15 protein-coding genes are annotated in these 24653 nt (G+C 40.0%); 3 read left to right on the top strand and 12 right to left on the bottom strand.

Annotated features, from left to right (window positions below):
* Positions 1-3: 3 nt before the first annotated feature.
* From pyrD to FCN25_RS18950, 12 genes are all read right to left on the bottom strand, one after another.
* Positions 4-1023, bottom strand: a complete 1020-nt coding sequence (pyrD, locus tag FCN25_RS19005; RefSeq protein ID WP_137226943.1) for a quinone-dependent dihydroorotate dehydrogenase — start codon at positions 1021-1023, stop codon at positions 4-6.
* 61 nt (positions 1024-1084) lie between these two features.
* Entirely contained in the window at positions 1085-5929 is a 4845-nt protein-coding gene (locus FCN25_RS19000) for an NAD-glutamate dehydrogenase (RefSeq protein WP_137226942.1), read from the bottom strand.
* A gap of 326 nt (positions 5930-6255) precedes the next feature.
* Positions 6256-8562 carry an RND family transporter gene (locus FCN25_RS18995; protein ID WP_137226941.1) on the bottom strand — a complete coding sequence of 769 codons (2307 nt, stop codon included), beginning with the start codon at positions 8560-8562 and terminating at the stop codon, positions 6256-6258.
* Positions 8563-8612: 50 nt separating this feature from the next.
* Positions 8613-9623 (bottom strand): YCF48-related protein, encoded by a 1011-nt coding sequence (locus FCN25_RS18990; RefSeq protein WP_137226940.1) that lies wholly within the window; start codon positions 9621-9623, stop codon positions 8613-8615.
* A gap of 55 nt (positions 9624-9678) precedes the next feature.
* On the bottom strand, positions 9679-11043 hold the full coding sequence (locus FCN25_RS18985; RefSeq protein WP_137226939.1) for a DUF1329 domain-containing protein: 1365 nt from the start codon (positions 11041-11043) through the stop codon (positions 9679-9681).
* A gap of 13 nt (positions 11044-11056) precedes the next feature.
* On the bottom strand, positions 11057-13105 hold the full coding sequence (locus FCN25_RS18980) for a DUF1302 domain-containing protein (RefSeq protein ID WP_137226938.1): 2049 nt from the start codon (positions 13103-13105) through the stop codon (positions 11057-11059).
* A gap of 316 nt (positions 13106-13421) precedes the next feature.
* Entirely contained in the window at positions 13422-13637 is a 216-nt protein-coding gene (locus FCN25_RS18975; RefSeq protein WP_137226937.1) for a DUF2835 domain-containing protein, read from the bottom strand.
* Positions 13638-13727: 90 nt separating this feature from the next.
* Positions 13728-16289, bottom strand: coding sequence for an aminopeptidase N (gene pepN, locus FCN25_RS18970; RefSeq protein WP_137226936.1), 2562 nt, complete (start codon positions 16287-16289; stop codon positions 13728-13730).
* Positions 16290-16418: 129 nt separating this feature from the next.
* The gene (prc, locus tag FCN25_RS18965) at positions 16419-18470 is read right to left on the bottom strand and encodes a carboxy terminal-processing peptidase (RefSeq protein WP_175405905.1); all 2052 of its coding nucleotides are present in this window, start codon (positions 18468-18470) and stop codon (positions 16419-16421) included.
* A gap of 21 nt (positions 18471-18491) precedes the next feature.
* Complete coding sequence (gene proQ, locus FCN25_RS18960) at positions 18492-19103, bottom strand: RNA chaperone ProQ (protein ID WP_137226934.1); 612 nt, start codon at positions 19101-19103, stop codon at positions 18492-18494.
* A 278-nt stretch (positions 19104-19381) separates the two neighbouring features.
* The gene (locus FCN25_RS18955; protein ID WP_137226933.1) at positions 19382-19840 is read right to left on the bottom strand and encodes a GAF domain-containing protein; all 459 of its coding nucleotides are present in this window, start codon (positions 19838-19840) and stop codon (positions 19382-19384) included.
* A gap of 50 nt (positions 19841-19890) precedes the next feature.
* Complete coding sequence (locus tag FCN25_RS18950; RefSeq protein ID WP_137226932.1) at positions 19891-20184, bottom strand: YebG family protein; 294 nt, start codon at positions 20182-20184, stop codon at positions 19891-19893.
* A 478-nt stretch (positions 20185-20662) separates the two neighbouring features.
* On the opposite strand from FCN25_RS18950, the gene FCN25_RS18940 reads away from it, so the two are divergent.
* The 3 genes from FCN25_RS18940 (at position 20663) to FCN25_RS18930 (ending at position 24633) form a co-directional block, all read left to right on the top strand.
* Positions 20663-21289 carry a paraquat-inducible protein A gene (locus tag FCN25_RS18940; RefSeq protein WP_137226931.1) on the top strand — a complete coding sequence of 209 codons (627 nt, stop codon included), beginning with the start codon at positions 20663-20665 and terminating at the stop codon, positions 21287-21289.
* A 109-nt stretch (positions 21290-21398) separates the two neighbouring features.
* Entirely contained in the window at positions 21399-21995 is a 597-nt protein-coding gene (locus FCN25_RS18935; RefSeq protein WP_137227481.1) for a paraquat-inducible protein A, read from the top strand.
* A complete protein-coding gene (locus FCN25_RS18930) occupies positions 21982-24633 on the top strand; it encodes a PqiB family protein (RefSeq protein WP_137226930.1) in 2652 nt (883 codons plus the stop codon). Before FCN25_RS18935 ends, FCN25_RS18930 begins: the two co-directional genes overlap by 14 nt.
* Positions 24634-24653: the final 20 nt, after the last annotated feature.

The raw sequence follows: 24653 nt of genomic DNA, 5'->3' as shown, positions 1-24653 counted from the left end.
TGGTTATTTTGCACAATATGCATTAACGATCTGATCGATCAATTTAGGTCCTTGGTAAATAAAACCTGAATATATCTGCACCATGGTTGAGCCTGCATCAAATTTAGCCATCGCATCTGCGGCACTGTTGATCCCACCAACACCAATGATCGGGATCTTACCTTGCAAACAGATCGATAATTGTTTGATCACTTGAGTTGATAAATCGGTCAAAGGCTTACCGCTTAATCCACCCACTTCCTCTGCATTTTTTAATCCCACCACGTTATCACGACTTAATGTGGTATTAGTTGCTATCACGCCATCAAACTGATTACTGATTACTGAATCAGCAATGGCTCTAATTTCGTCATTGCTTAAATCAGGCGCAATCTTTAATGCAACAGGAACGTATTTTCCATATTTAGCAGCGAGCTCAGTTTGCTTAGCCTTAATTGAACTAAGTAAATCATCGAGTAGCTCACCGTATTGCATTGAACGTAAACCAGGAGTGTTAGGAGAAGAGATGTTAACCGCAATATAACTGCAATGTTGATATACTTTTTCCATGCAGATTAAATAGTCATCTTTGCCCTGTTCTATTGGTGTATCTTTATTTTTACCTATATTTACACCAACCATAATGTCAGACTTTTTGGCCATCAAATTACGAACTAGATTATCAACACCTTTATTGTTAAAACCCATGCGATTAATAATCCCTTTAGCAGGCTTTAATCTAAATAAACGAGGTTGGTCATTACCAGCTTGCGGGCGTGGAGTAACAGTTCCAACTTCAATATGGCCAAAACCCATTGCATGAAAAGCATCCATTGATTCGCCATCTTTATCCATTCCGGCTGCAAGACCAACAGGATTAGGAAAAGTTAGCCCCATACAATTAACTGGTGCAGATTTTACCTGCTGACGGTAGAAATAATTTAATGGAGTATTTCCTGTCATTTTCAAACTGCCAATAGCTAAATGATGTGCTAACTCTGGGTCCATCTGAAACATTACTTTTTGCGCGAGTGTGTAAAACATGTTTTCTCCTAGACCTAAAAAAAACCCCAGCAATCGCCGGGGTTTGTTTATATTATAAGAATTACTTCTGACCTTCGCAATGCAAAATCAGTAAGTTAAGTTCCCGTAGGGCGACTGAGAACTTAGCAAATTCATGGGTTTGAGAAACCTTGAAATCCGCCAGCATGTGATACCATCTTTCAAGTAAAGGCTTATTCTGTTCAATCCATTGATTTATCACACTATCTGCATCACATGTATCAGTACAAATACGTAATACTGCAGAACTTAATGCACGTTGTTGCCAATCCAGTTCTTCTCTGAATGCGGCACGGGCAAGTGCTTGCCAGTGATTCGCAACAGGTTGCGCACTAATTTGTGCTAAGAACCAATGTAGCTCAACTTTGGCACCAAGTTTGAAGTAAGTTTCTGATACTAGCTCAACTGACTTATTCTCGATTTGTGCAATTTGTGCTATGTCTAACGCAGAGAATAATGTACTCATTTTAGCCACAACTTGTGCGACAGCTTTCGGTACATTTTCTTCGGTTAGCGCGGTAATTTCAGCTGAAATGACGTCCACTTCGGCAGCAATCATGTATTGATCAACATTGGCTTTAAGTTGTTCAAACACAGGCTTAAAGAACGCAACAGTTTGGTCAATATCATGAGCGCGGTTGCGATGGCGAATAAACCAACGACAAGCGCGGCGCATATTACGACGTAATAAATGTAACATCTCCCCTTGTACCACTGCAGGGGTTACACCATTTAAATCAGTGATTGAAGTGGTTAACTCATCAAGGCCAAAGACTTCTCGTGCCATAGTGTAACAAATAGCAGCTTCAGCAATTGTTGCACCGGTCTCATCTTGCATACGTTGAACAAAATTAAAGCCCATGTCATTAACCAATTCATTAGCTAATGACGTTGCAATAATTTCACCCCGTAGCGGATGTGCAGTCATTTTATCAGCATATTTGGCTTGTAACTTTTTAGGGAAATAAGCTACTAGCAATTTACTTAAAAATGGATCTTCAGTGATTTCAGGCGTGACTAATTGCTCTTTAAGTACCATCTTCGCATAGGCAACCAATACAGATAATTCAGGACGGGTTAATGCACGGCCATTGGCTAAACGTTCAGCGAGATCATCGTCTGTTGGTAGAAATTCCAATGCGCGATCGAGCTTACCGTCTTTTTCAAGATATTGAATAAACCGAATCTGATCTTTAAGCTGTGATACACCATGTACTTGGGTGACCGAAATGGTTCGAGTTTGATCTATACAATCTTGAATCACTATCTCGCTGACTTCATCAGTCATGTCTTCTAGCAAACGATTGCGTTGTTTAACCGTTAACTCTCCTTCTGCAACTAAGGTATTCAAGAAAATCTTGATGTTCACTTCGTTATCAGAGCAATCTACACCGCCTACGTTATCAACGAAGTCAGTATTCATGCGGCCACCATTAGCACAGTATTCGATACGACCGAGTTGGGTACAACCTAAATTACCGCCTTCACCGATTATTTTGGCACGCACTTCGTTACCATTAACACGTAAGGTGTCATTTGCACGATCGCCTACTTCAACATGAGATTCTTTGCTCGACTTAACATAAGTCCCGATACCACCATTCCAAATTAGGTCTACTGGCATTTTCAGTAGCTCTTTCATTAGTTCTGTTGGAGTCATGGTGTCTTTATCAGTGTCTAGCATCTGCTTAATTTCTGGCGTCAATTTAATTGACTTGGCTGAACGTAGGAATATCCCGCCGCCTTTAGAAATCAGTTTCGCGTTATAGTCTTCCCAGCTAGACCGTGGTAATACAAACAAACGCTGCCGCTCAGCATAACTTTCAGCAATCTTTGGCGTTGGGTCGATAAAGATATGCATGTGGTTAAATGCAGCAACCAATTGGGTTTGTTCAGACAACAACATACCATTACCAAATACGTCACCAGCCATATCACCAATAGCAACACAGCTAAATGGGGTTGTTTGGCAATCAACACCAAATTCACGGAAATGACGTTTAACTGATTCCCATGCACCGCGTGCTGTAATACCCATTTTTTTGTGGTCATATCCGTTACTACCACCAGAAGCAAACGCATCACCTAACCAGAAGTTGTATTCAATCGCAATCTCATTAGCGATATCGGAGAAAGTTGCGGTGCCTTTATCGGCTGCAACCACTAAATATGGGTCATCTTCGTCATGACGTACAACATCCTTTGGTGGAACCACTTCACCATTTATAATGTTGTCCGAGATATCTAATAACGCACGGATGAACAGACGGTAGCATTGTTGACCTTCCGTAAATAAAGCTTCACGGCCACCTTCTGTCGGCAGCTGCTTACACACAAAGCCGCCTTTTGCACCTACAGGCACAATCACAGTATTTTTAACTTGTTGTGCTTTTACTAGGCCTAGCACTTCAGTTCGGAAGTCTTCACGACGATCTGACCATCGCAAACCACCACGAGCTACTTTACCGCCGCGTAGATGTACACCTTCAACACGAGGAGAATACACAAAGATTTCAAACTTAGGCATTGGCTTAGGCATTTCAGGAATTAAGCTGGGCGCAAATTTAAACGATATATAATCTTTTGCTTGGCCATCAATAGCCGTTTGATAAAAGTTAGTGCGTAACGTGGCGTTGATTAGATCTAAGTAACGACGAATGATACGGTCATCATCTAAGCTTGAAACATCATCAAGTTGTATGTCCACTTGTTCAAGGAACTTACTTAAGGTTCGAGTTTTAAGCTTAGGATTAAACTTACGGATGAACATCTTAACCAATAAGTCAGCCAACTTAGGATATCGGCTAAACGTTTCTTCGATATAAGATTGACTGAAAGTAGCATCAATTTGGCGCATATACTTAGCATATGCACGTAAAATTGAAACTTCACGCCCGCTTAAACCAGTAGAAAGCACGATGCGATTAAAGCCATCATCTTCTAACTTCTTTTGCCACACCTGCAGGAGCGCTGTTTGAAAGCGGTCTTGGCTATCAGCAAGATTCTCAGTTGCAGCTCCTTGCACTGTCATTAAGAAGTCTAAAATCCAGAACGTTGCACCATCATTAGTTTTGACTTCATATGGGCGCTCGTTAATAACACGTAAACCAAAGTTTTCAAGCATTGGCAATACATCAGACAAGTGAATGGGTTCGTCTTTATGAAACAGTTTTAAGCGAACTTTATTGTCGTTTAACGCCGACTCTTGTGGCTGATAAAACAACATGCCTAACTTATGATCGTCATCCAATGCTTCTAAGTGCTGCATATCAACAACTGCAGAACTAGGAAGTACATCGTCTTTGTAGCTAGGTGGAAACGCATTTAAATAACGTTTAGTTAAACCAGTCCCGGCTTGTTCGCCAACAGTATTATTTAACGCTGTGTGCAATTTATCATCCCACGAACGGGCTGCCTCAATAAGATTTTTTTCAATAGCGGCCACATCAACATCCATATCGTTATTATCAACTTTGATAAAATAATGAGTTCGAGCCAAAGTAGACTCAGAAAAATAGGTGGTGAACTCAACATCTTCATTACTCTGGAAATGTTGTGCCAGAATACGTTGAGTATCTTGACGCAACTTAGTGTTATAGCGATCTTTAGACACATAGACTAAACACGATAAGAAACGGCCATAACCATCTTTACGCACAAACAATTTTAACTTATCACGATCTTGTATTTCCAAGACACCGTGAGCAATGTTAGACAACTCATGATCTTTTGCTTGGATCAGTTCATCACGAGGTAAGTTCTCAAGGATGTTCATTAACGCTTTGTAATCATGAGATCGCGGTGTAAAACCTGAATTATCAAGAAGGCGCTGAACTTTTTCACCCAATAGCGGAATTTCACGAGGGCTGCGGTTATACAAGTTAGAGGCATATAAACCGATGAAACGGTCTTCACCAATGACATTACCTTTTTTATCAAAACGCTTAACACCAACATAATCGACATAAGCTGGACGATGTACACGGCTTTTAGCTGAACTTTTTGTCAGAACTAATAAGCTTTCATCTAATGCTTCTTTACGAGCTGAATGCGATAAACTCGACAGTAATAGACCACGTTCTGCATGGGACGTTTTGGAGCGATTCATTAAGCCAAGACTGGAGTCTATATTAGGCACTAATTCAACATCACCTTCTACCCGTATTAGATCGTAATAACGATAACCTAATAACGTAAAGTGATGATTGTTTAAGTAGTTCAAGTAAGCTATAGATTCTTGTAACTCTGTTTTTTCGCCTGGGAATGGACGTGAAGGTAATTGTGAAATGGTGTTAGTCAGTGTATCTGACATGGCTTGCCAATCATTTACTGAGGCGGCAACATCAGCAAGTACCGACTGAATTTCTTTTTCAATCGTTTTGATATCGGCATCACTATTTTGCTTGTCAATTTCAATCAAGAACACTGCAACACTGCCACTCCCCTCTGTAGCATCATTTAAAAATGATACATCAGTAACATTGTTGTTTTCGCGGATCACAGCTAATGGCGTATGTAACATTACATGAGCAGTAATTCCCATACGATTTAAGGCCATTGATAGCGAGTCAACCAAAAAAGGCATATCAGGTTGAATGACTTCAATAATACTGTGGGTTGACTGCCAACCATGTTTTGCTTGGCTAGGATTAAATACCCGAATGTTAGTTTCGTCTGGGGCTGTTTTGTTTAGGGCATTCCAAAGGCTGACTACCGCGCCATATAAGTCACTGTCATTACGCGCATTGAGATCGTCTTTTGACATATTGGCATAGAGGCAATGGGCAAATTGCTCTACTTGTTTAGCTTGAGAATGAGGGATTTTTGAGTGAATTAAATTGACTACGTTTTCAAGTAGTACAGAAGGCATTGCATCTTTCAAGGCCATGTTGCAGATTCCTTAAGCGTCTAAGCAGCGCTCTTATCATTATATGGATGCTTCGGCTTGTCGATTCAGTAGGTCCGAGTCATTTGTGTCTATCACGTAAATAACTACGTTGCGTTTAACAAAAGAAACTCATATTTGAGATCTGGGCCAAAGTTTATTACTAAACTGCTGCTATATCGAGGAAAATTTTAGTGGTACATCCTCTCTAAATCCAGTCAACAGCATAGTTAAGTGTTTAAAATGACATTTAAGTCGTTTGTTTAGATTAACTATGCAAAACAAAAAAGGGAGCCAAGCTCCCTTTTTAATTTAACTAAATGTTTTAATTACTTTTTTCGCCAGAACATAGCAGAAAGAGCCGGTAGAATAATAATTGCACCTAACATATTTACTAAAAACATAAAGGTAAGCAATATTCCCATGTCCATTTGGAACTTAAGGGCAGAGAAGAACCATGTACTCACACCAATGGCCAACGTCAATCCAGTGAAGATAACTGCACTGCCTCGCTCGACTAATGCTTCAAAATACGCTTGTTGTACAGGCATACCATTACTGAGTTTATTCGACATCGTCGACAAGATATAAATGCCGTAGTCAACACCAATACCAACACCCAACGCAATTACTGGTAAAGTACTCACTGCTAGACCAATATCTAATAAGGTCATTAATGCTTGCGCTAAAGTTGATACCACATAAAGAGGTATAATAACCGCAACTGTCGCTTTAAAGGATTTAAAGCTAATCAAGCACAGAACAAAAACCGCACCATAAACATACAACATCATTGGCAATTGTGCTTCACTAACCGCTTCATTTGTTGCAGCCATAACACCTACGGGGCCAGAAGCTAACTTAAATTGTAATGTATCTGAATTAAATTGAGCTGCCATTGATTTAACTTTATCAACCACCACTTCTATTGTTTCTGCTTTATGATCTTTTAAGAACAGATACACAGGCATCACTGAACAATTGCTATTGAGTAACCCAGAAGTTGTTGGTACTTGGCCAACTGCCTGGACTAAGCTAGCGGTGTTACGTGGTAAAACTTCCCACTTAGGGTTGCCTTCGTTAAAACCAGCATTCACTTTTTTTGCAATAGAAGCCAAACTCGCAGTTGACTCAACACCAGCAGTATTGGCCATCATCCATTCAAACTGATCTATTTGTGATAACACAGAATGATAAGTACAAGCTTCGGGGGTAGCTTCTACAATCACAGTCATTACATCAGTCGTAATAGAAAAGTGATCGGTGATAAAGAAAGTGTCTTGGTTATAGCGAGAATCTTGATGCAGTGCTGGTGCCCCACCCTGTAAATCACCAATTTTCATTTTAGAAGCTTGTTGAAACCCTGCCACATAAAGAACGGCAGTCGAAACTAACACCACTACGGCATACTTTGGCGTGGCGAATTTAGACAAATTTCGCCAAAGGTTTTCAATCTTTTGGCGCTTCTCAGGATTGTCTTGTTTATTCGGTAATTCAAAATAAGAAATCACCAGTGGCAGCAATATAAGGTTGGTCAAAATAATGACTGCAACACCTAAAGATGCCGAAATAGCTAATTCACGAATGATACCAATGTCTATTGACAGTAAGGTTAAGAAACCTACCGTATCGGACAGTAAAGCAACGCCACCTGGCACTAATAAACTGCGAAAAGCTGAAGCTGCTGCTGCTTTGGTGGTTTGTCCATCAAGAACACGACGCCGTACAGCATTGATCATCTGTACCCCGTGACTGACACCAATGGCAAACACCAAAAACGGTACCAGAATCGACATGGGATCCAAGCCAAAACCGATTACTGTGAGTAAACCTAATTGCCAACATACCGCCACTAAACTGCACATTAATGGCAATACAGTTAATATTATCGATTTTGAAAACAGGTACACCATCACGGTGGTAATGGCGATAGCTATCAAGAAGAACAACAGGACGCCTTTAGCCCCCTCTGCAACGTCCCCAGCCATTTTGGCAAAGCCAATAATATGAATTTTAATTTGATCGTTTTCGAATTTACCCCGCAGCTCTTGCTCTAACTGATTAGCAAACGCAATAGTATCGATAGCTTCACCAGTTTGCGGATCAAACTCCATTAACTGTGCTGATACCATCGCAGAGGTATAATCATTACCAATGAGCCGCCCCACTATGCCCGCTTTTTCAATATTATCGCGAACAGTTTTAAGCCCGTAATCATCATTACGAAAATCAGCAGGAATAACCGGGCCGCCAGCAAAACCGTCTTCAACGACTTCAGTGAAGCGTGTAGACGGAGAAAAAAGCGATTTAACCTGTGAGCGTTCAACTCCGGGAATAAAAAATAATTGATCGTGCACATTCTTCAATGCATCAAAAAATACCGGATTAAATATACTGCCACTGGTATCTTCTACTGCCACCATAATACTGTTTGCACCACCAAAATCTTTTTGATGTTTAGTATACGTTTGCATGTAAGAGTGATTAAGTGGAATATTTTTACTAAAAGCCGCATCCATTTTTAATTGGCTGGCTTGGTACCCTAAAAAAATAGTGATAAAAATAAACGAAATGATAACCCATTTTCGATTACGGAATAAATGAGATTCAAATCCATTGACCAGTTTTTCTAACATCTTTTCGGCCCTATTATTGTTGTTTTAATTTTTCCAATCTAACCCGAAGGCTAATCAAGCTGGAACAGTCCCTTGGAACCGGCGAACCATAACTGGCCTTTACTGTCTTGAGCTATTGCGACAATATTTTCACCTTGACGTCTTGCAACAATGGTTGCTTTGTCATCATCAACTGACAACACGATACCCGCGTTTCCAACGAGGTAAAGGTCATTATTAGGTGTAATAAGTGCGCTATTGATAGATGATTTAACAGGTAGCTCCACTTCTTGCCATGTAGAAAGACTTAAGTCTGACTTAAATACATGACCACGAAGCCCCATAACATAAACATCATCAGCTACAGAAATGGCATTGAACATTGATCCATCATAGTCAAAGTTTGTTTTTGAGAATGTGTGACCATTATCATCTGATACCGCAACCATGCCAAGCTCCCCCACAAGCAATAGTCTTTTATCTTTAAGACGAATTAAACGATTAAAATGGGGTAATAATGACGCTCGTTCGGATAAATATAATGCTTCATCTTCCGCTTTGAGCTCATTTAAATATGATATATCTTCTTCAAAAAGTAACTCTTGGTGAAACTCTGCTTGCCATGTTTTACCACCATCAGCAGTGCGATAAAATAAACCATAAGCACCTACCGCAATGCCATCAACAGCGGTGTAAAAACGTACATCAAAAAAAGGTTTTTCAATTTCAGGTGATTGCATTTGTATCGACCAAGTTAATCCACCGTCTTGAGTGTGAATTATGGTTGCATCATGTCCGACGGCCCAACCTTGTTTATCGTCGAAAAAAAATACCTTGGTTAACTGAGATATAACAGGGGTTGCAACTTGATGCCATTGATTATTCTCTAACAGAAGCACATTACCGCGTTGGCCTACCGCAACCAGTTTGTCACCCGCGTGAGTAATATCAAGCAATAAAGAGGATTGAGCTAAGGGTTGAATTTGAACAGTGAGTGGATCGAGTTGAGCATCTACTGAAGCAGTATATAAACATGCACTAATCCCAATCGCCACCGCACTGCGAAGCATGCTAAACGTCATACAGACTTCCTTTACAATATAGGGGCGCTAAGCGCCCCATTTTATTTATGGCTTATTAACGAATACCAGCACGTCTTAATGCGTCTGGGGTAAAGTTAGACTCTGAAAGTGATGCATCAAAATTATACATACGGCCTTCATTGTCTAGACCCATCGCTAAATAACGGCGAGATTGAAGATCATGGAATACTTCTAACGTACTCCAAAGAGCAGGCACTTCATAGTAATTGATAAGATGAGCAACACCGACACGATAAAGTTCATCGCGGTTATCATAAATATCAGTTACCGCGATTTGCCAAGAATCTTCATCAATATAAAACACACGTGACTTATAGGTATGACGCATGCCTTCTTTTAACGTTGCTTTGACTTCCCATACTCGATGTTTTTCGTAACGAGGATATTCAGGGTTAATATGACCAGGTTTTAAGATCTGATCATATTTCAATGAATCTGAATGCAAGCGGTAATCATTGTAAGGAATGTAAACTTCTTTTTTGCCTACTAATTCCCAGTTATAACGCATTGGAGAACCGTTAAACATGTCGAAATCATCGGTAGTTCGTAAACCATCAGACACTGTACCAGGTGTATCAAAAGCAACGTTAGGTGCTTTACGAACACGACGCTGTCCAGTGTTATAGGTCCATGCTTGGCGTGGAAGCGCCTCTTGATCCATGGTTTCTTTTACAAGAAGTGCAGTACCCGCTAATCGTGCTGGCTGAGTTACTACTTGTTTAAAATAAAACAAAGTATTTGTTTCTTTAAGCTTTTCTAAAGTCACCTCTGGACGAGAATATTCAAAGCGAATAGCTTCAGAATTCTCAACCAAAGTGTATGAACCATTAGACATAGGCGCGGCTTGGCTACGGTAGGTTTCTACATCCACTCCGCGATAACGTAAAATATGATTCCAAATGACTTCTAAACCATTATTAGGAATAGGAAATGGAACCCCAATTGTCGCACCAGAAATACCGTTACCTTCCGAAACTAATTCAGCTCTAACAGCATTGGCTTTAGTTGCATCATAGACATACTGAGGCACTGCAGCTGTTCTGCGACTTTCATAGACATTCATTTTGTAAGTGTCTGGGTATATTTCAAATAGCTTATTTTGCCCCGGCGTTAAGAAATCAGCATATTGTGTTTTATTAGCGTTAGTGATCGTAAATAACACTTTATCGCTAGGGAAAGGATCTGGGTGATGCATGCCTTTAGTGTAACCCGCAATCGGCTCACTAATCCCACCACTCCAAGCAGGGATAGAACCATCAGCATTGGCCGCTTTTTCCGCCCCTAAAGGCGTTAATGTTGTGCCTAATTTATCTGCATCAGCTTGTGATACTTTCGCCAGCGCAGCAGGTGCACCTAGTGCGATAATCACTGCTGCTGATAATATCGTCAGTTTTTTCATTATTATTATCCTTTTAAATCGAATACTTGACGTTAAAAGAGATGTAATCTCGGTCCGTCATAGCATTTGTTGTTCCTACGCCACCAAAGAAGCTGTTGTAAGAAATATCAGCGCCCCAACGACTTTGATAATCAAAGTTTACACCCAAGGCAACAGACTTTCTGCCCTCGGTAAACAAAAACATAGGATCCGGTGTAATACCATCAACGTCATGTGAGAAAATCACTCGTGGATACATGTTTACCCCAGCAAACACATTGTTAAAGTCAGCTTTAGCCACTAAACGATAACCCCAAGCGAAATCAGTTGGAAATGGATTTGTTTCTGGACCATTATGCAACGCTTCAATAATGCCGGTCATCTCTGGATTACCACCAGAACGAGCCGTACCGGGACCACTTAAGCGCAATTCGTCAAACCCTGGCATATCGTGGATCCACACACCACCCACTTCTGCAAGCATGGTTAAGTTATCTAAACCAAGCGTTGGACCAAATAAGTGAGTAAATGTCATCTGGGCTTGAGTAGTATCAGTAAGAATGAAACCATCTACCGTTTCACCAGGATCAGCAACATCCATTTGCGAAATACCATCAAGATCTGGTCGAAGACCTGCATTAGCTAATTGCTGTGGCATTGCAGCAAACAACAACTCAACGTCATCGATTTGCAATGGTTCATCAACACGGTGAGATATTTCCCCGGCAACTGAGGTGTCACCCACTAAAGTGTTAAAACTAAAACCATATAACTGAATATCTTCAGGATATACAATTTGCGATTTAGTAAAGGTTTCCATGCTTAGCAACAAATCACGGTCAATAACGCCACCACTTTGTGCTAAACGTCCATAATCACGACCAATCGCATCTGCTGTAAAGTTTGAAGCAGTTCCGCTAATGATAGGTCTGCGACTATGATAGTTCATGTAATAAAAACCGAACTCAGTTTCACCCAATTCTGGTGAGTAATAACCTAACTTCACACCAAATTGACCATCATCGCTCGGATCTGCTGCATCTTGAACTAATGCAACCTTAGTAGAATAAGACAGCATATAAGCTGCATATGCTGAATCAAACCCACTTGCTGCAGCGGCATCGTATAGACGTGAATATTCTGAAATAAGGAAATCTTGATTGATGTCTGGATTAGAGTTGAAACCCAATTGAGCATTTTGGTTGTAACCACCGTAACCCGCAAAATCATTGGTAGCAAAGTTAGAACCCGGTGTAGGGACCCAAATTGGTTGCCAATCATATTGGTAAAATGCTTCAACATTTAGGTTTTCAGTTAACCCTAACGATGCCCAAACCATACCTTGCGGACGGAATGCTTCTTTAAGTTCAGCACCCGGAGCATTTAGAATGTTTAAGTCAACAGAATTAATGACAGCAATACCATGAGATATAAGAGTACTTTCTCCCCAAGAAACCACTTGATTACCCACGCGAACACTTAATGGATTGCTGCCGTCGTTTAAATCCCAGTGACCATAAACGAACGCATCTAATAAGCGAATGTCTTTACATTGTACTTCTGACGCTTTGTCATCTTGACAAGGATCAAATTCATTACCCGTCAATGGATCATTAAAACCGTAATCACCGTCATTGAGTTTACGGTCATAGAAATACATACCGCGCATGAAAACACCGTAGTTTTCATATTTCAGTGATAACTCGTGCAGCCCCTTAACAATCTCAGACGTCGTATCACCCTGAGCATACAATAAATTACTTAAATCATTGTTGCTTGAATAAGAACCCGGTTGAGCCCAAATTTCTGCAGATGTGTATTTGGTTGAGCCAAATGCACCACCAAATGCAGAATAACCAGACCAATCAAACTGTGGTTGGTTGACTTTACCGATCTGATCATTCCAATCACGATCAGCTACACGCCAACTCGCACCTGCAGTCCAAGTTGAATCAAATGTGCCTCGCACATCTCCCCAATTAAAAGAAACTGCTGAGGCTGAAGTGCTCATCCCCAAACATAGTGCCGACACCACCCCCAAAGCGAGAGCCGACTTGTTAAATCTATTTTTAACAATATTCATTTTAGTTCATCTCCGTAGCCTGTTGGATTAGTTGTTATAAGAATTTAAACCAACATCTTGTTAGCCCACAGGCAACACTATTGTTACAGCATTTAACTATATTGAGCAAGGTCAAAAAAAAGAAAATGTTTAAGAAAATTAACGGTATCGAGCTAAGTTAGATAAAATAAAATGGACTGATATTTGAATTAATACTGGCGGGGAAATTACAATCATTACTCCATTAATGAAAGAAGTTTATTTTCATAGACTTATATATGTTCATTAATTGTTAATTTACACGTAACTAATCAATCGAACGTTTGAAGTAAATACTCTATAATTTATTAAGTGATTTAAAATTACCCTCTGAATTTAACACTAATTTAAACTGTCCGTTAATGCCTTGAGGGGTTAAATACGGTCTAAAATACTTACCATTGATGTGCAATATTCGACCATGATGGTCTCTTACTTGCACTTTCTCTGCAAACCCTTGGTAATAAGGTAGAAATGCTTCATAACTAACATTAAGAGAAAAAAATATTTCCATAAATTATTCCATAAAAAGGAGAGCAAGCTCTCCTTTTTAACATGTTATATAAACCAATTAATGACGTTTAATACGCCACTAATTAAATCATCATTCAGCTAAAGATTTAGTGACTTTTTCATATAAATCTTTTGATAAATCAGGCAGAGACTTTAGCTCTACTAAACACAGTTTCATTAATTGCTGACGTTGTTGATCAAATTTTGAAAATTGAATTAATGGCGTAATCATTCGCGAAGCAACTTGTGGGTTAGTCTTATTCAATTTAATCAAAATTTTGGTCAAATAACGATAACCTTCACCATCAGCACGGTGAAATTGATAGGTATTAGCCGCAACAAAAGCCCCTATTAATGATCTAATCCGGTTTGGGTTTGAAAAACTAAAACTTGGATGCTTAGTTAATGCTTTAACTTGATCGATTACATCATCATTATCCACTAAAGCTTGCAAAGTAAGCCATTTATCCATCACTAATGGCGTTGATTCCCACATAGACTCAAAATCACTCAATAACATTGGTAAACAACTTAATTGTCCAGTTGCAGCTGCTTTCAGTGCGCCTAAGCTGTCGGTCATATTTTTTGCTGAATAGTATTGTTTTTGTACCAATGACTCATGAGCATCCGTCACTAAACATAATAACGATAAAGTAACGTTTTTAAATGCTCGTGCTCCGGCATTATTAACCAGAATAAGTTCACGATAACGGGCCAGTAACTCATCTTCACAAGCAGAAGCTAACTCTTCAACAACAAACTCTCTGGCTTTTGCTAATGCATCTAAATCAACTTTATCTACCTGTTCAATTAACGCCGATGCCGAAGGAATAGACAGAATTTCAGCCACTAAGGCTTGATCAATATTGGCATCTAAAATGATACCTCTGAATGCTTCTACAACACGAGGGTCAACCACCATTACCTGTTGCTGCTGCAACTGAGCAACATTGTTCCATATGGTTTGACTCACTAACTGCACCGATGCTTCCCAACGAGCCACTTCACTAGAGGCATAACGCATAAGGTGAACAAGTTGATCTATGTTGAAGTCATATACCAGTTTTACAGGAGCGGAGAAATCTTGTAATAACGATGGAGTAGGCGCATTTTCAAGCCCATCAAACACAAAGGTTTGAATACTTTTCGTTATATCAAGCACTTTATTAACAATGGATTGCCCTGTAATGCCGAGTAACTCAATGCTAAATGGAATGTGTAATACTTGGCCTTTAACACCCTTTGATACTACCTGCTGAGCGATAGTGAGATGATACTCACCCTTGTCTGCATCAAATCGGTCACTGACTGTCACGACGGGGGTTCCAGCTTGGCTATACCAACGGCGGAATAAGGTTAAATCCTTACCGCTCGCATCTTGCATTGCGTTGACAAAATCATCACAAGTGACAGCTTGACCATCATGACGTTCAAAATAGCACTTCATACCAGCTTGGAAACCATCTTCACCTAAAATGGTGTGCATCATACGGATCACTTCCGCACCCTTGTTGTAGACAGTTACTGTATAAAAGTTGTTCATTTCAATCACGCTTTCAGGGCGAATTGGATGAGACATTGGTCCTGCATCTTCAGCAAACTGTTGGTTTTTCATCACACGAATAGCATGAATGCGATTTACCGCGCGAGACCCTACATCTGAGCTAAATTCTTGATCGCGAAAAACGGTTAAGCCTTCTTTTAAACTTAACTGAAACCAATCTCGACATGTTACTCGGTTACCCGTCCAGTTATGAAAGTACTCATGACCGACTACTGATTCAATACCGTGATAATCATCATCTGTGGCACTGGCTTTATCTGCAAGAACGTATTTGGTATTAAACACATTCAAGCCTTTATTTTCCATCGCGCCCATATTAAAAAAGTCGACAGCAACTATCATGTAAACATCAAGATCATATTCAAGACCGAAGCGCGTTTCATCCCACTTCATCGCCTTTTTCAATGATGCCATCGCATGTTCAGCTTTGTGTAAGTTACCTTTATCAACAAAAACCTGCAGTTTAACTTCTCGGTCTGACATGGTGGTAAATGTATCGCTAAGTAAATCAAAATCACCCGCGACGAGTGCAAACAAATAGCTCGGCTTTGGAAACGGATCATGCCATTTTACAAAATGACGACCAGAACGAGGCATCTCGCCTTTATCAACCAAATTACCGTTACTTAACAAGAAAGGAAAAGCTTGCTTCTCTGCTTCAATCCGCACGGTATAAACAGCCAGAACATCAGGTCTATCAAGGAAATAAGTGATGCCGCGAAATCCTTCAGCTTCACACTGAGTGCAATAAGCACCATCAGACATGTAAAGACCTTCAAGACTAGAGTTAGCTTCAGGGTCAAGCAGGGTCACTATTTCTAATTCAAAACCATTTTGGTCTGTATTAATGAGCAATTGATTATCATGTTGACGATAGTTAGCCGCCACACCATTAAGCTTAACTGAACTAAGCGAAAGTTGTTCACCATCAAGAACCAGCTCATGCTGATGTTCACCATTACGACGCACTGTACTGACAGCTGTCACTTTAGTATTTTTACCATCAAGAATAACGTTTAAATCAACATGGGTAATGGTAAATGCTGGTTTGGTATAATCTTTAAGATGTTTTTCTTGCGCTTGGTTCATACAGGATCCTTTGAGCGGTACTAATACCAATGTAAATAAAGTAATAAGCTTTAACTAATCGGTATTATTTTTAAGTATTGTGATTAAGAAAAAACGCGCCTTAAGCGCGTTTTTTAACAGAACAACTCATTACTTAGACGTTGTTTTAGCCAATTTTTCTGCATCAGCCATATCTAAAGTGATATCGGCGGTTTCATCCAAAAATGCATCAGGTAGCTTACTGTCATCGGTATCTTCAATATCATCTAAAGATTTCACGACAGCTAAACCTTCATGAACACGACGAGCATTCGTTCGGTCTAGAGCACGCTTATCATCGTCTTCACGAGAAGCAATGCGCTCACTCTCAACAAGAGAGATAGTTTTGTCTTTATGATGTTTTTTAAATTCTTTAATATCTTGGTAAATATAACTAAATTCAACATCTTTACTGATGCGTTGTTTATGTTTTACATCCAAGTTTTCAATTAATGCAGGAGTAATATTCCCCAATGTAGTGTACTGAGCTACAGGTACCTTATCCCATGGAAGAGCATTTTTCTCTTCTGACTCACCGTATTCGCCAGGCTCTAACGCACTAGGTAAACGAATATCAGGTGTAACACCTTTTAGTTGAGTACTACCGCCGTTGATACGATAAAACTTAGCAATGGTGTATTGCACATGTCCGATTGGCTTTTCGTACATATCATAGATGCGACCTAAACTTTTATGCTGCTGAACAGTCCCTTTACCGTAGGTTGACTCACCAACGATAAGTGCACGATCATAATCTTGTAAAGCCGCAGCAAAAATCTCTGATGCTGATGCGCTATAACGATCAACCATCACAGTTAATGGGCCACTATAAGCACTAACGCCATCATTATCGCGATTTTGATTGATACCACCATTTGCATCACGAATTTGAACCACTGGGCCCATATCAATAAACAAACCAGTCAACAATGTAGCTTCAGTTAATGCCCCGCCACCGTTTCCGCGAAGATCAATAATAATGCCTTCAACCTTGTCTTTTTCGAGTTTAGTGATTTCTTTAGCCACATCTTGCGACAAATTCATATAAAACCCAGGTATCTGAATCACCCCGACTTTACGATTGGCATATTGGCCTTCTGTAGGTTCGATAACTTTTGATGTTGCTGCACGGTCTTCTAAACGGATTTTATCTCGAGTAATCACTAATTCAAAAGGTTTGGCATTCGCCCCACCTTTTTTAGGCAAAATCTGCAAAACAACTTCACTGCCTTTTGGCCCTTTGATCAAATCAACAACATCATCTAAACGCCAACCAATCACATCAACTATGTCACCATCTTTTTGACCTACGCCGACAATTCTATCTTCAGGCGATAGTTTTTCACTGTTGGCAGCAGGCCCTCCAGCCACTAAACTTTTGATAACAGTGTAGTCATCATCCATCTGCAACACGGCGCCAATACCTTCAAGACTTAGGTTCATTTCCATTTGGAAACGTTCGGCATTGCGAGGAGATAAATAGCTTGTATGAGGTTCAACACTGCGAGCAAACGCATTCATCACAGTTTGAAATACATCTTCACTTTGAGTTTGGCTTAAGCGCTTAATAGCATTGTTATAACGCTTCTCGAGCACTTCAACAATTTCAGGCCACTTTTTACCCGTTAGTTTCAAGTTTAATGCATCGTATTTAACACGTTGACGCCAAAGCTCATTAACTTCTGCTTCATCCTTTGGCCATTGCGCATCTTTACGATCAAACTCATAAACATCGCCTGCTTTAGTAAAATCAAACTCTTTATCAAGCAAAGACAAGGCATAGGCAAAACGTTCATAACGACGCTTTTGCACCAAATCGTACATAGCAAATGCAGGGCTAATATCGCCTGTTTCAACCATGTCATCAAACTGTTTTTGGTACTGATCGAAGTTTGCAATGTCTGCCATAGTCAGCACATTACGACGATAATCCAGTTGTTCAAGAAAGCGGGCATAAATCTTTTCAGAAAAGGCATCATCAAGGTTAAAACGATGATAATGCGAGCGAGTAAACAAAGTTGTTACTCGCTTGCTAGCCACTTTATGCTGTGGCTCTTGTGCTAGTTTAGGTAACTCGCTGATTTGAATCGTTGGTGAAATTGCCCATGCCGAAAAGCCGACAAATAAACTGGCAATTGACGCGGCCAAAGTAAGTTTTCGCATCAACAAGTACTCCTTAAATTTCTATAACAATATGTGCTCTGCACGTACTTTGATGGATAGGCCAGTGTCTAGCTGAACATGCACATCTTCTTTATTAATATCAGTCACGACTCCAGGTACAGGTGTGGCGCCTAACTTAACATTAACACGTTGTTTGGGTTTCAAATCTTCAAGTTTAGCAGGTACAAGTTTAATGACCGGAGCCGCTAAAGTTGCTGGACGTTCTTTTTTAACAGCAGGAGCACGTTTCGGTGCAACTTTCTTAGCAGGCTTTTTAGGAGCCAAAGCTTGACGTTTGGCTTTAGCTTTATCTTGGCTTTCTTTAAGCGTCAAAATAGCATGGTCGATGTGCTCTTGTTCTAATTCAGCACATTCATTACCGTCAAGATCAATACGTTTAGCACCCGCTTTAACGCCTTTCAAATAACGCCAGCTGCTTGTGTAACGACGAAGCGCTACACGCAATTGTGTTTTACTGACTTTAGAATCATCAGCTAACCGTTCAGCCAAATCTTGAAACAAACCAATTTTTAATGGCTTAGTTTCACCTTCTGCAATAAAGCATAAAGGAAAGGTTTCATATAAATACGCTAATATTGCGTTGGTGTCGGTCAACTTGTCTGTTGATTCCATTTTTACTTCCACGTTAATAAAGGGACTGATTATGCGGCTTAAAATTTGCCATGCAGTCGTTCATCTTTCGTTAAACCTTAACCTTTAAGGCTCAACGTACAAAATATCACTATCCGCCAGTTAGCTAAAGTCATTGAAACAAACCTTAACAATTTAACCAAACTTACTCTCAGCTTAATCATCGCTCATCAGTAAATCCAGCACAAATGCGTATAGCGGCATATTATAAAGCCCACGGCAGCGAATGCGACCATGATTTAATCTAATTTGTTCGCTATTTAACCAAATAGGCAAGTTTCTAGACTTTTTATCATGTTTTCTAGGCCGATTTGATCATCTTGATCAAAACGATTCAATAATGGACTGTCAATATCTAACACTGCCACAACCTTATTGCCCTGTCTAACAGGAATTACAATTTCAGAATTACTCGCCGAATCGCATGCTATATGACCATCAAATTCATGAACGTCAGCAATTCGCTGGGTTTTATTTTCTGCAGCAGCAGTCCCACAAACACCTTTACCCATATTGATACGGGTACAAGCGACTTTACCTTGGAATGGACCAAGGACTAATTGCTCACCGCGCTTGATATAAAAACCAGCCCAGTTAAGGTCTTCCAGGTTGTCATTCAACAACGCTGAAAAATTAGCCATTGCCGCAATTAAATCATCTTCGCCTTCTAATAAAGCTTGTGCTTGACGATTTAACGTTTGGTAAAATTCGGTTTTCATTTCCATTCCTTAAACTGAACACTCACAAAAAGAGTGAGCTATTAACGTGCCTATTCGGCTGATGTATTTTTAGCGGTCACTTTCTTGCTTTTTGCCGCAGGAGTGTTTTTAACCTGTACGATACCTTTTAGCAAGTTAGAAAGCTCATCTTTATGGTTTGCTAGGTAAAATGCCAACTGTTCGCATTTATTTTCATCAAGTCCGAGGTCTGCCTTAGCGATAAAAGGCACTAGATTATCGGAAATATCAAGCATCTTATCGTAGGCATCTGCCTCTTTCTTCGATATAAATGTCATCTTTTCCACCCCTTCTCTGACCACGACAAACTGGGTTATCACTGCCATGATGTAATCCTCACTGTTTTTATATACAGTGTATAGAATCTCACATAGTTAACTTATGATGCAAGTGTTCTGGTTATTCTGATATTATCAAGTGAAGAAAATTGAGATTATTTAGGGCCTGTTGATCTTTCAAGGTTGTTTTTGCAACGAATTGTTGTTCACTTATACAAGGCAGAGGCTTTGTAGTGTAGTTATCCTACATTAGAAGCCGATAACGCAGTAGAAATGAACAACAAACGCTGCCCGAAGGCTTCGGCTAAAAACGTTTTACTCTTTGTTGAGCGAACTTTACTTAGATTGCTAAGCAGCAATCCACTCGCCTCGATTAAAACGTTTTTATCTCGAACAAAATTTAACCAGCAAAGATCAACAGGCCCTTACTATTGATACATTTATTTACCAATATAAGGCAAAGCAGAGAGGCTTAACTCTTCGCTCCCCCAATAATGCGTTTCAATATGGATTAGATTAATTCTACATGCATGAACTAGATGACCATGATTCAATAATTTTATGCCAATCATGTGATTTGGTAGTGAGGAGACGAGCTTTGCCCTCAAGTGCTAGAGCGTTGTGCCCACGCTGCCACACTGCATTATATGACGCTCCTTATTGCTCAATTAATGGCATGTTGGCATTGTGTATCGCGGCGCTGATTATTTTTATACCCGCTAATTTATTACCTGTACTTGAAATTCATTTTCTTGGTAGCGTGCGAACGACAACCGTATTGCAGGCTGCTATTACAGTGTGGTTAGAAGGATATTGGGTTGTAGGCTTAGCGGTAATGGTCGCGGCGGTTATCGCACCTGGACTCTTAATATTATCGATTTTAACCCAAGTGGTCATTGTAAAATTAAAGCTTCATAGTTCATTTTGGCAAAGAACTTACAGTACACTTTTAAAAAATCATGGTTTAATATCACAAATGACCATGTTAGAAATTTATGTCATCAGCTTTTTAGTATCTGCATTTCAACTTTCTGATTTTTCGGATGTTTATTTCGGAATGGGCACCTTGTGTTTTACCATGTTGTTTATCATAATTTTATTCTTACAACGTGAATATAACCTAGAACACATGTGGAGCTATGTTGATGCCTAATCATCCAACCACCATTGCAGGTGAAATCACAAAATGCAGTGCAGAGACCGTTGAGAATACGAACGACGATGCGACAAAGAAGACCCCATCGAATTTTCAAGGAAAACAAATGGGCTTATGTCTATGTCCTGTGTGTCGTAAACTTAATCTGCTTAGTAATGGTCATTGTAGACGTTGTTTTAGCCAATTAAGCAGCCGTAATTATGCCAGTATCCAGCAAAGCTGGGCTTTATTGATCACGGCAACCATTTTACTTGTGGTCGCCAATATTTATCCAATCACGTTATTAACCAACCGTGGTGTGGTCACCAACGACACTATTTTTAGTGGTATTAGCCATTTAGTTAAAACCGGCATGTTCCCGATTGCCATTATTGTTTTCACAGCGAGTATTTTAGTACCTTGGCTAAAAATTATTGGCTTAGCTACTTATTTGTCTGCTATCAGTTTTAACCTACCAATATCAAAAAGAAAGTTAATGGTTGGTTTTCACATCATTGAATGGATTGGCCGTTGGTCAATGCTCGACTTATTCGTGATTTCATTAACGGTTGCCTTAGTGAATATGGGGCAACTTTTAGACGCCAAACCTGCACCCGCCGCAACAGCATTTGCATTAGTTATATTACTAACGCAACTCGCGGCAAAAGTGTTAGATACTCGTTTACTCTGGGACCGCTTGGAACAAACAAATGACAGAAATTGAATCGCCGAAAATTGTGAAGAAAAAATTATTCTCGCCAATATGGTTATTACCTGTTGTCGCCTTGATATTAGGCGCTTGGTTAGGTGTAAAAAGCATTAAAGAGTCGGGCATTGAAATTTTGATCCACTTTCCCAGTGCCGCTGGAATTGATATCGGTAAAACCTTGGTAAAATACCAAGGTTTGTCGGTAGGTAAAGTAACCGATATAGGCATTGATGATGATCTTAAAGGCGTTAACGTAAAAGTAGTCATGGATTACCGCGCTGACCCATTTTTGAATAAAAATACCCTTTTTTGGTTAGTTAAACCTAAAGCCAGTATCACCGGTGTTGAAGGATTAGATACCTTATTTTCGGGAAATTACATTGCAATCCAACCTGGAGATGGACGTTCTGCAACTATTTTTGAAGCACAACGTGAAGCCCCAGCGATTCTTCCCGGCAGTGAAGGAATAATGATTGAACTGAAATCCCCCAAACTAGGATCGATTGATGTCGGCTCGCCAGTATTTTTCCGTCAAGCTCCTGTAGGAAGTGTTGTTAGCTATCGTCTAGATGGAAATAAACAAATTATTATCAGCGCATTTGTTCAAGAGCAATATGCTCATTTAGTCAATAAAGACTCCCACTTTTGGAACGTGTCAGGCTTAAAAATAGATGCTTCTTTATCTGGGGTAAAAGTCAGTACTGAAAGTATCGCGTCTATTCTTGCCGGCGGCATCAGCTTTGATACCGGAAGCAACACTTTAAAAGCCGAAAATGGTGATGTTTACACCCTCTATGATGATGAAGTCACCGCTATTGGTGGGGTTAATTTTAGGTTAACCGCTGCTGACAGTGAAGATGTTAATGAAGGTACAGCCATCATTTACCGTGGTGTCATTATAGGTGAAATTGAAAAAGTAACGTTAACCGAGACTGGTGTCGAATTTCTCGCTCGAGTAGAACATCAGTACCAAGCCTTAATCACCAATGACAGCCAATTTTGGCTAAGCGGCGCTGAATTATCGTTAAAAGGTGTCAAGCACCTTGGGCGTTTGGTGACTGGGAGTGTCATTAATGTATTACCCGGGACTCAGGACTCTGCGGAGGCGGAGACGATGCAGTTTAATTTAGCATCACAAGCTCCCGATTTGCTCACGCAAGATAAACTTAGCCTGACAGTGATTGCCAATACCCATACAGGTATCAGCAATGGCGCACAAGTGCGATATAAGCAGCTACCTATAGGAAGTATTACCAGCATCAATTTAAGCCAAGATTTTTCTGCGGTCGAATATCATATTGAAATTCTTCCCGAATTTAAAAATCTACTCACAAAAGGCAGTTTCTTTATTCCAGAAAGTGCCTTAGCCATTAATGCTTCATTAGATGGAATAAGCGTTAACACTCGTGACGTGACCACTATGCTTGAAGGGGCAATTAGCTTAATTCCTGGTAACAACAAAACATTGATTCCAGCCAACAGCAAATTAACACTGCATGAATCAATTGAATCAGCCCAGACACTTTATGCCCAACAACAAATGACGCACTTTTCACTAACCAGTATTGATGGTGCTGACCTAGCTGAAGGTTCACCTATTTATTACAAGAAAATGCAAATTGGCGCGGTGAATAAAGTTAATTGGTTTGCTAAAACGGATAAATTTAGTATTGATATTAATATCGATAATAAATTTGCTCCCTTAGTAAATCCTAAGACTGTGTTTTGGCGAAATGATGCTGTTGCTATCAATGCCAGTCTTGCCGGAGTCGACATTAATGTAGCGCCTCTCAAAGGCGCAATAAAAGGTAGTATTACCCTTGGACATATAGACGACATAGTTGATGAGCACAGCGATCAAACTAATCTTCGTTTGTATGACACCAAACAACTGGCGCTGATGCAGGCTAAAGTCATCAATCTCACCCTTCCTGTTAGCACAAAAGTAGCCGATAAAGCCGCTATTCGCTATCAAGGTCATAAAATTGGTGAAGTCTCACATGTGAAGCTAAATCAAGATTTAAATACTCTTAATGCACAAGCATATATCTTTGGTCAATATGCCAACCATTTTAGTACTAGTGACAGTGAATACTTCATTGTCGATGCACAAATTTCTTTAGCGGGCATTAATGCCCCCGAAACGCTGTTAACGGGTCCATACATTGGTGTTATCCCAGGCAATAGCAAAGAAATTGTTGATAACTTTGATGCTCAACCACACTCAAATTTTGAGGCTACAGTGCCTAAAGATGCATTAGCATTCCAACTAGTTGATGATCAACTAGGTTCAATTAAGGTCGGTACACCACTGTTTTTCCGCGGAATTAAAGTCGGACAAATAGATGGATATCAATTGGATGACTCAGGTACCGAAATTAGCTTATTTGCCCATGTTAATGCTGAATATAGTCACTTAGTTAACCAAACAAGTCAGTTTTGGGATGCTTCGGGTATAAAATTAGACGTCGGTTTATTTTCGGGCGCACAATTAGAAACCGGATCATTAGAAACGATACTCGCCGGTGGTATCGCGTTTGCGACCCAAGAAACAACATCAGACAGTAACCGTATCAATACCACCGAACGTTTCCCATTGCATGAGAATATGCAAGATGAATGGGCACAGTGGCAGCCAACACAAACTAAATAACCTCAATTGTGGTTATTTGG

It is taken from the genome of Shewanella sp. MEBiC00475 (genome assembly GCF_005234075.1).
Lineage (GTDB): Bacteria > Pseudomonadota > Gammaproteobacteria > Enterobacterales > Shewanellaceae > Shewanella > Shewanella polaris.
The sequence above is the reverse complement of the archived record's forward strand: the minus strand, read 5'-3'. Positions and strand labels throughout refer to the sequence as shown.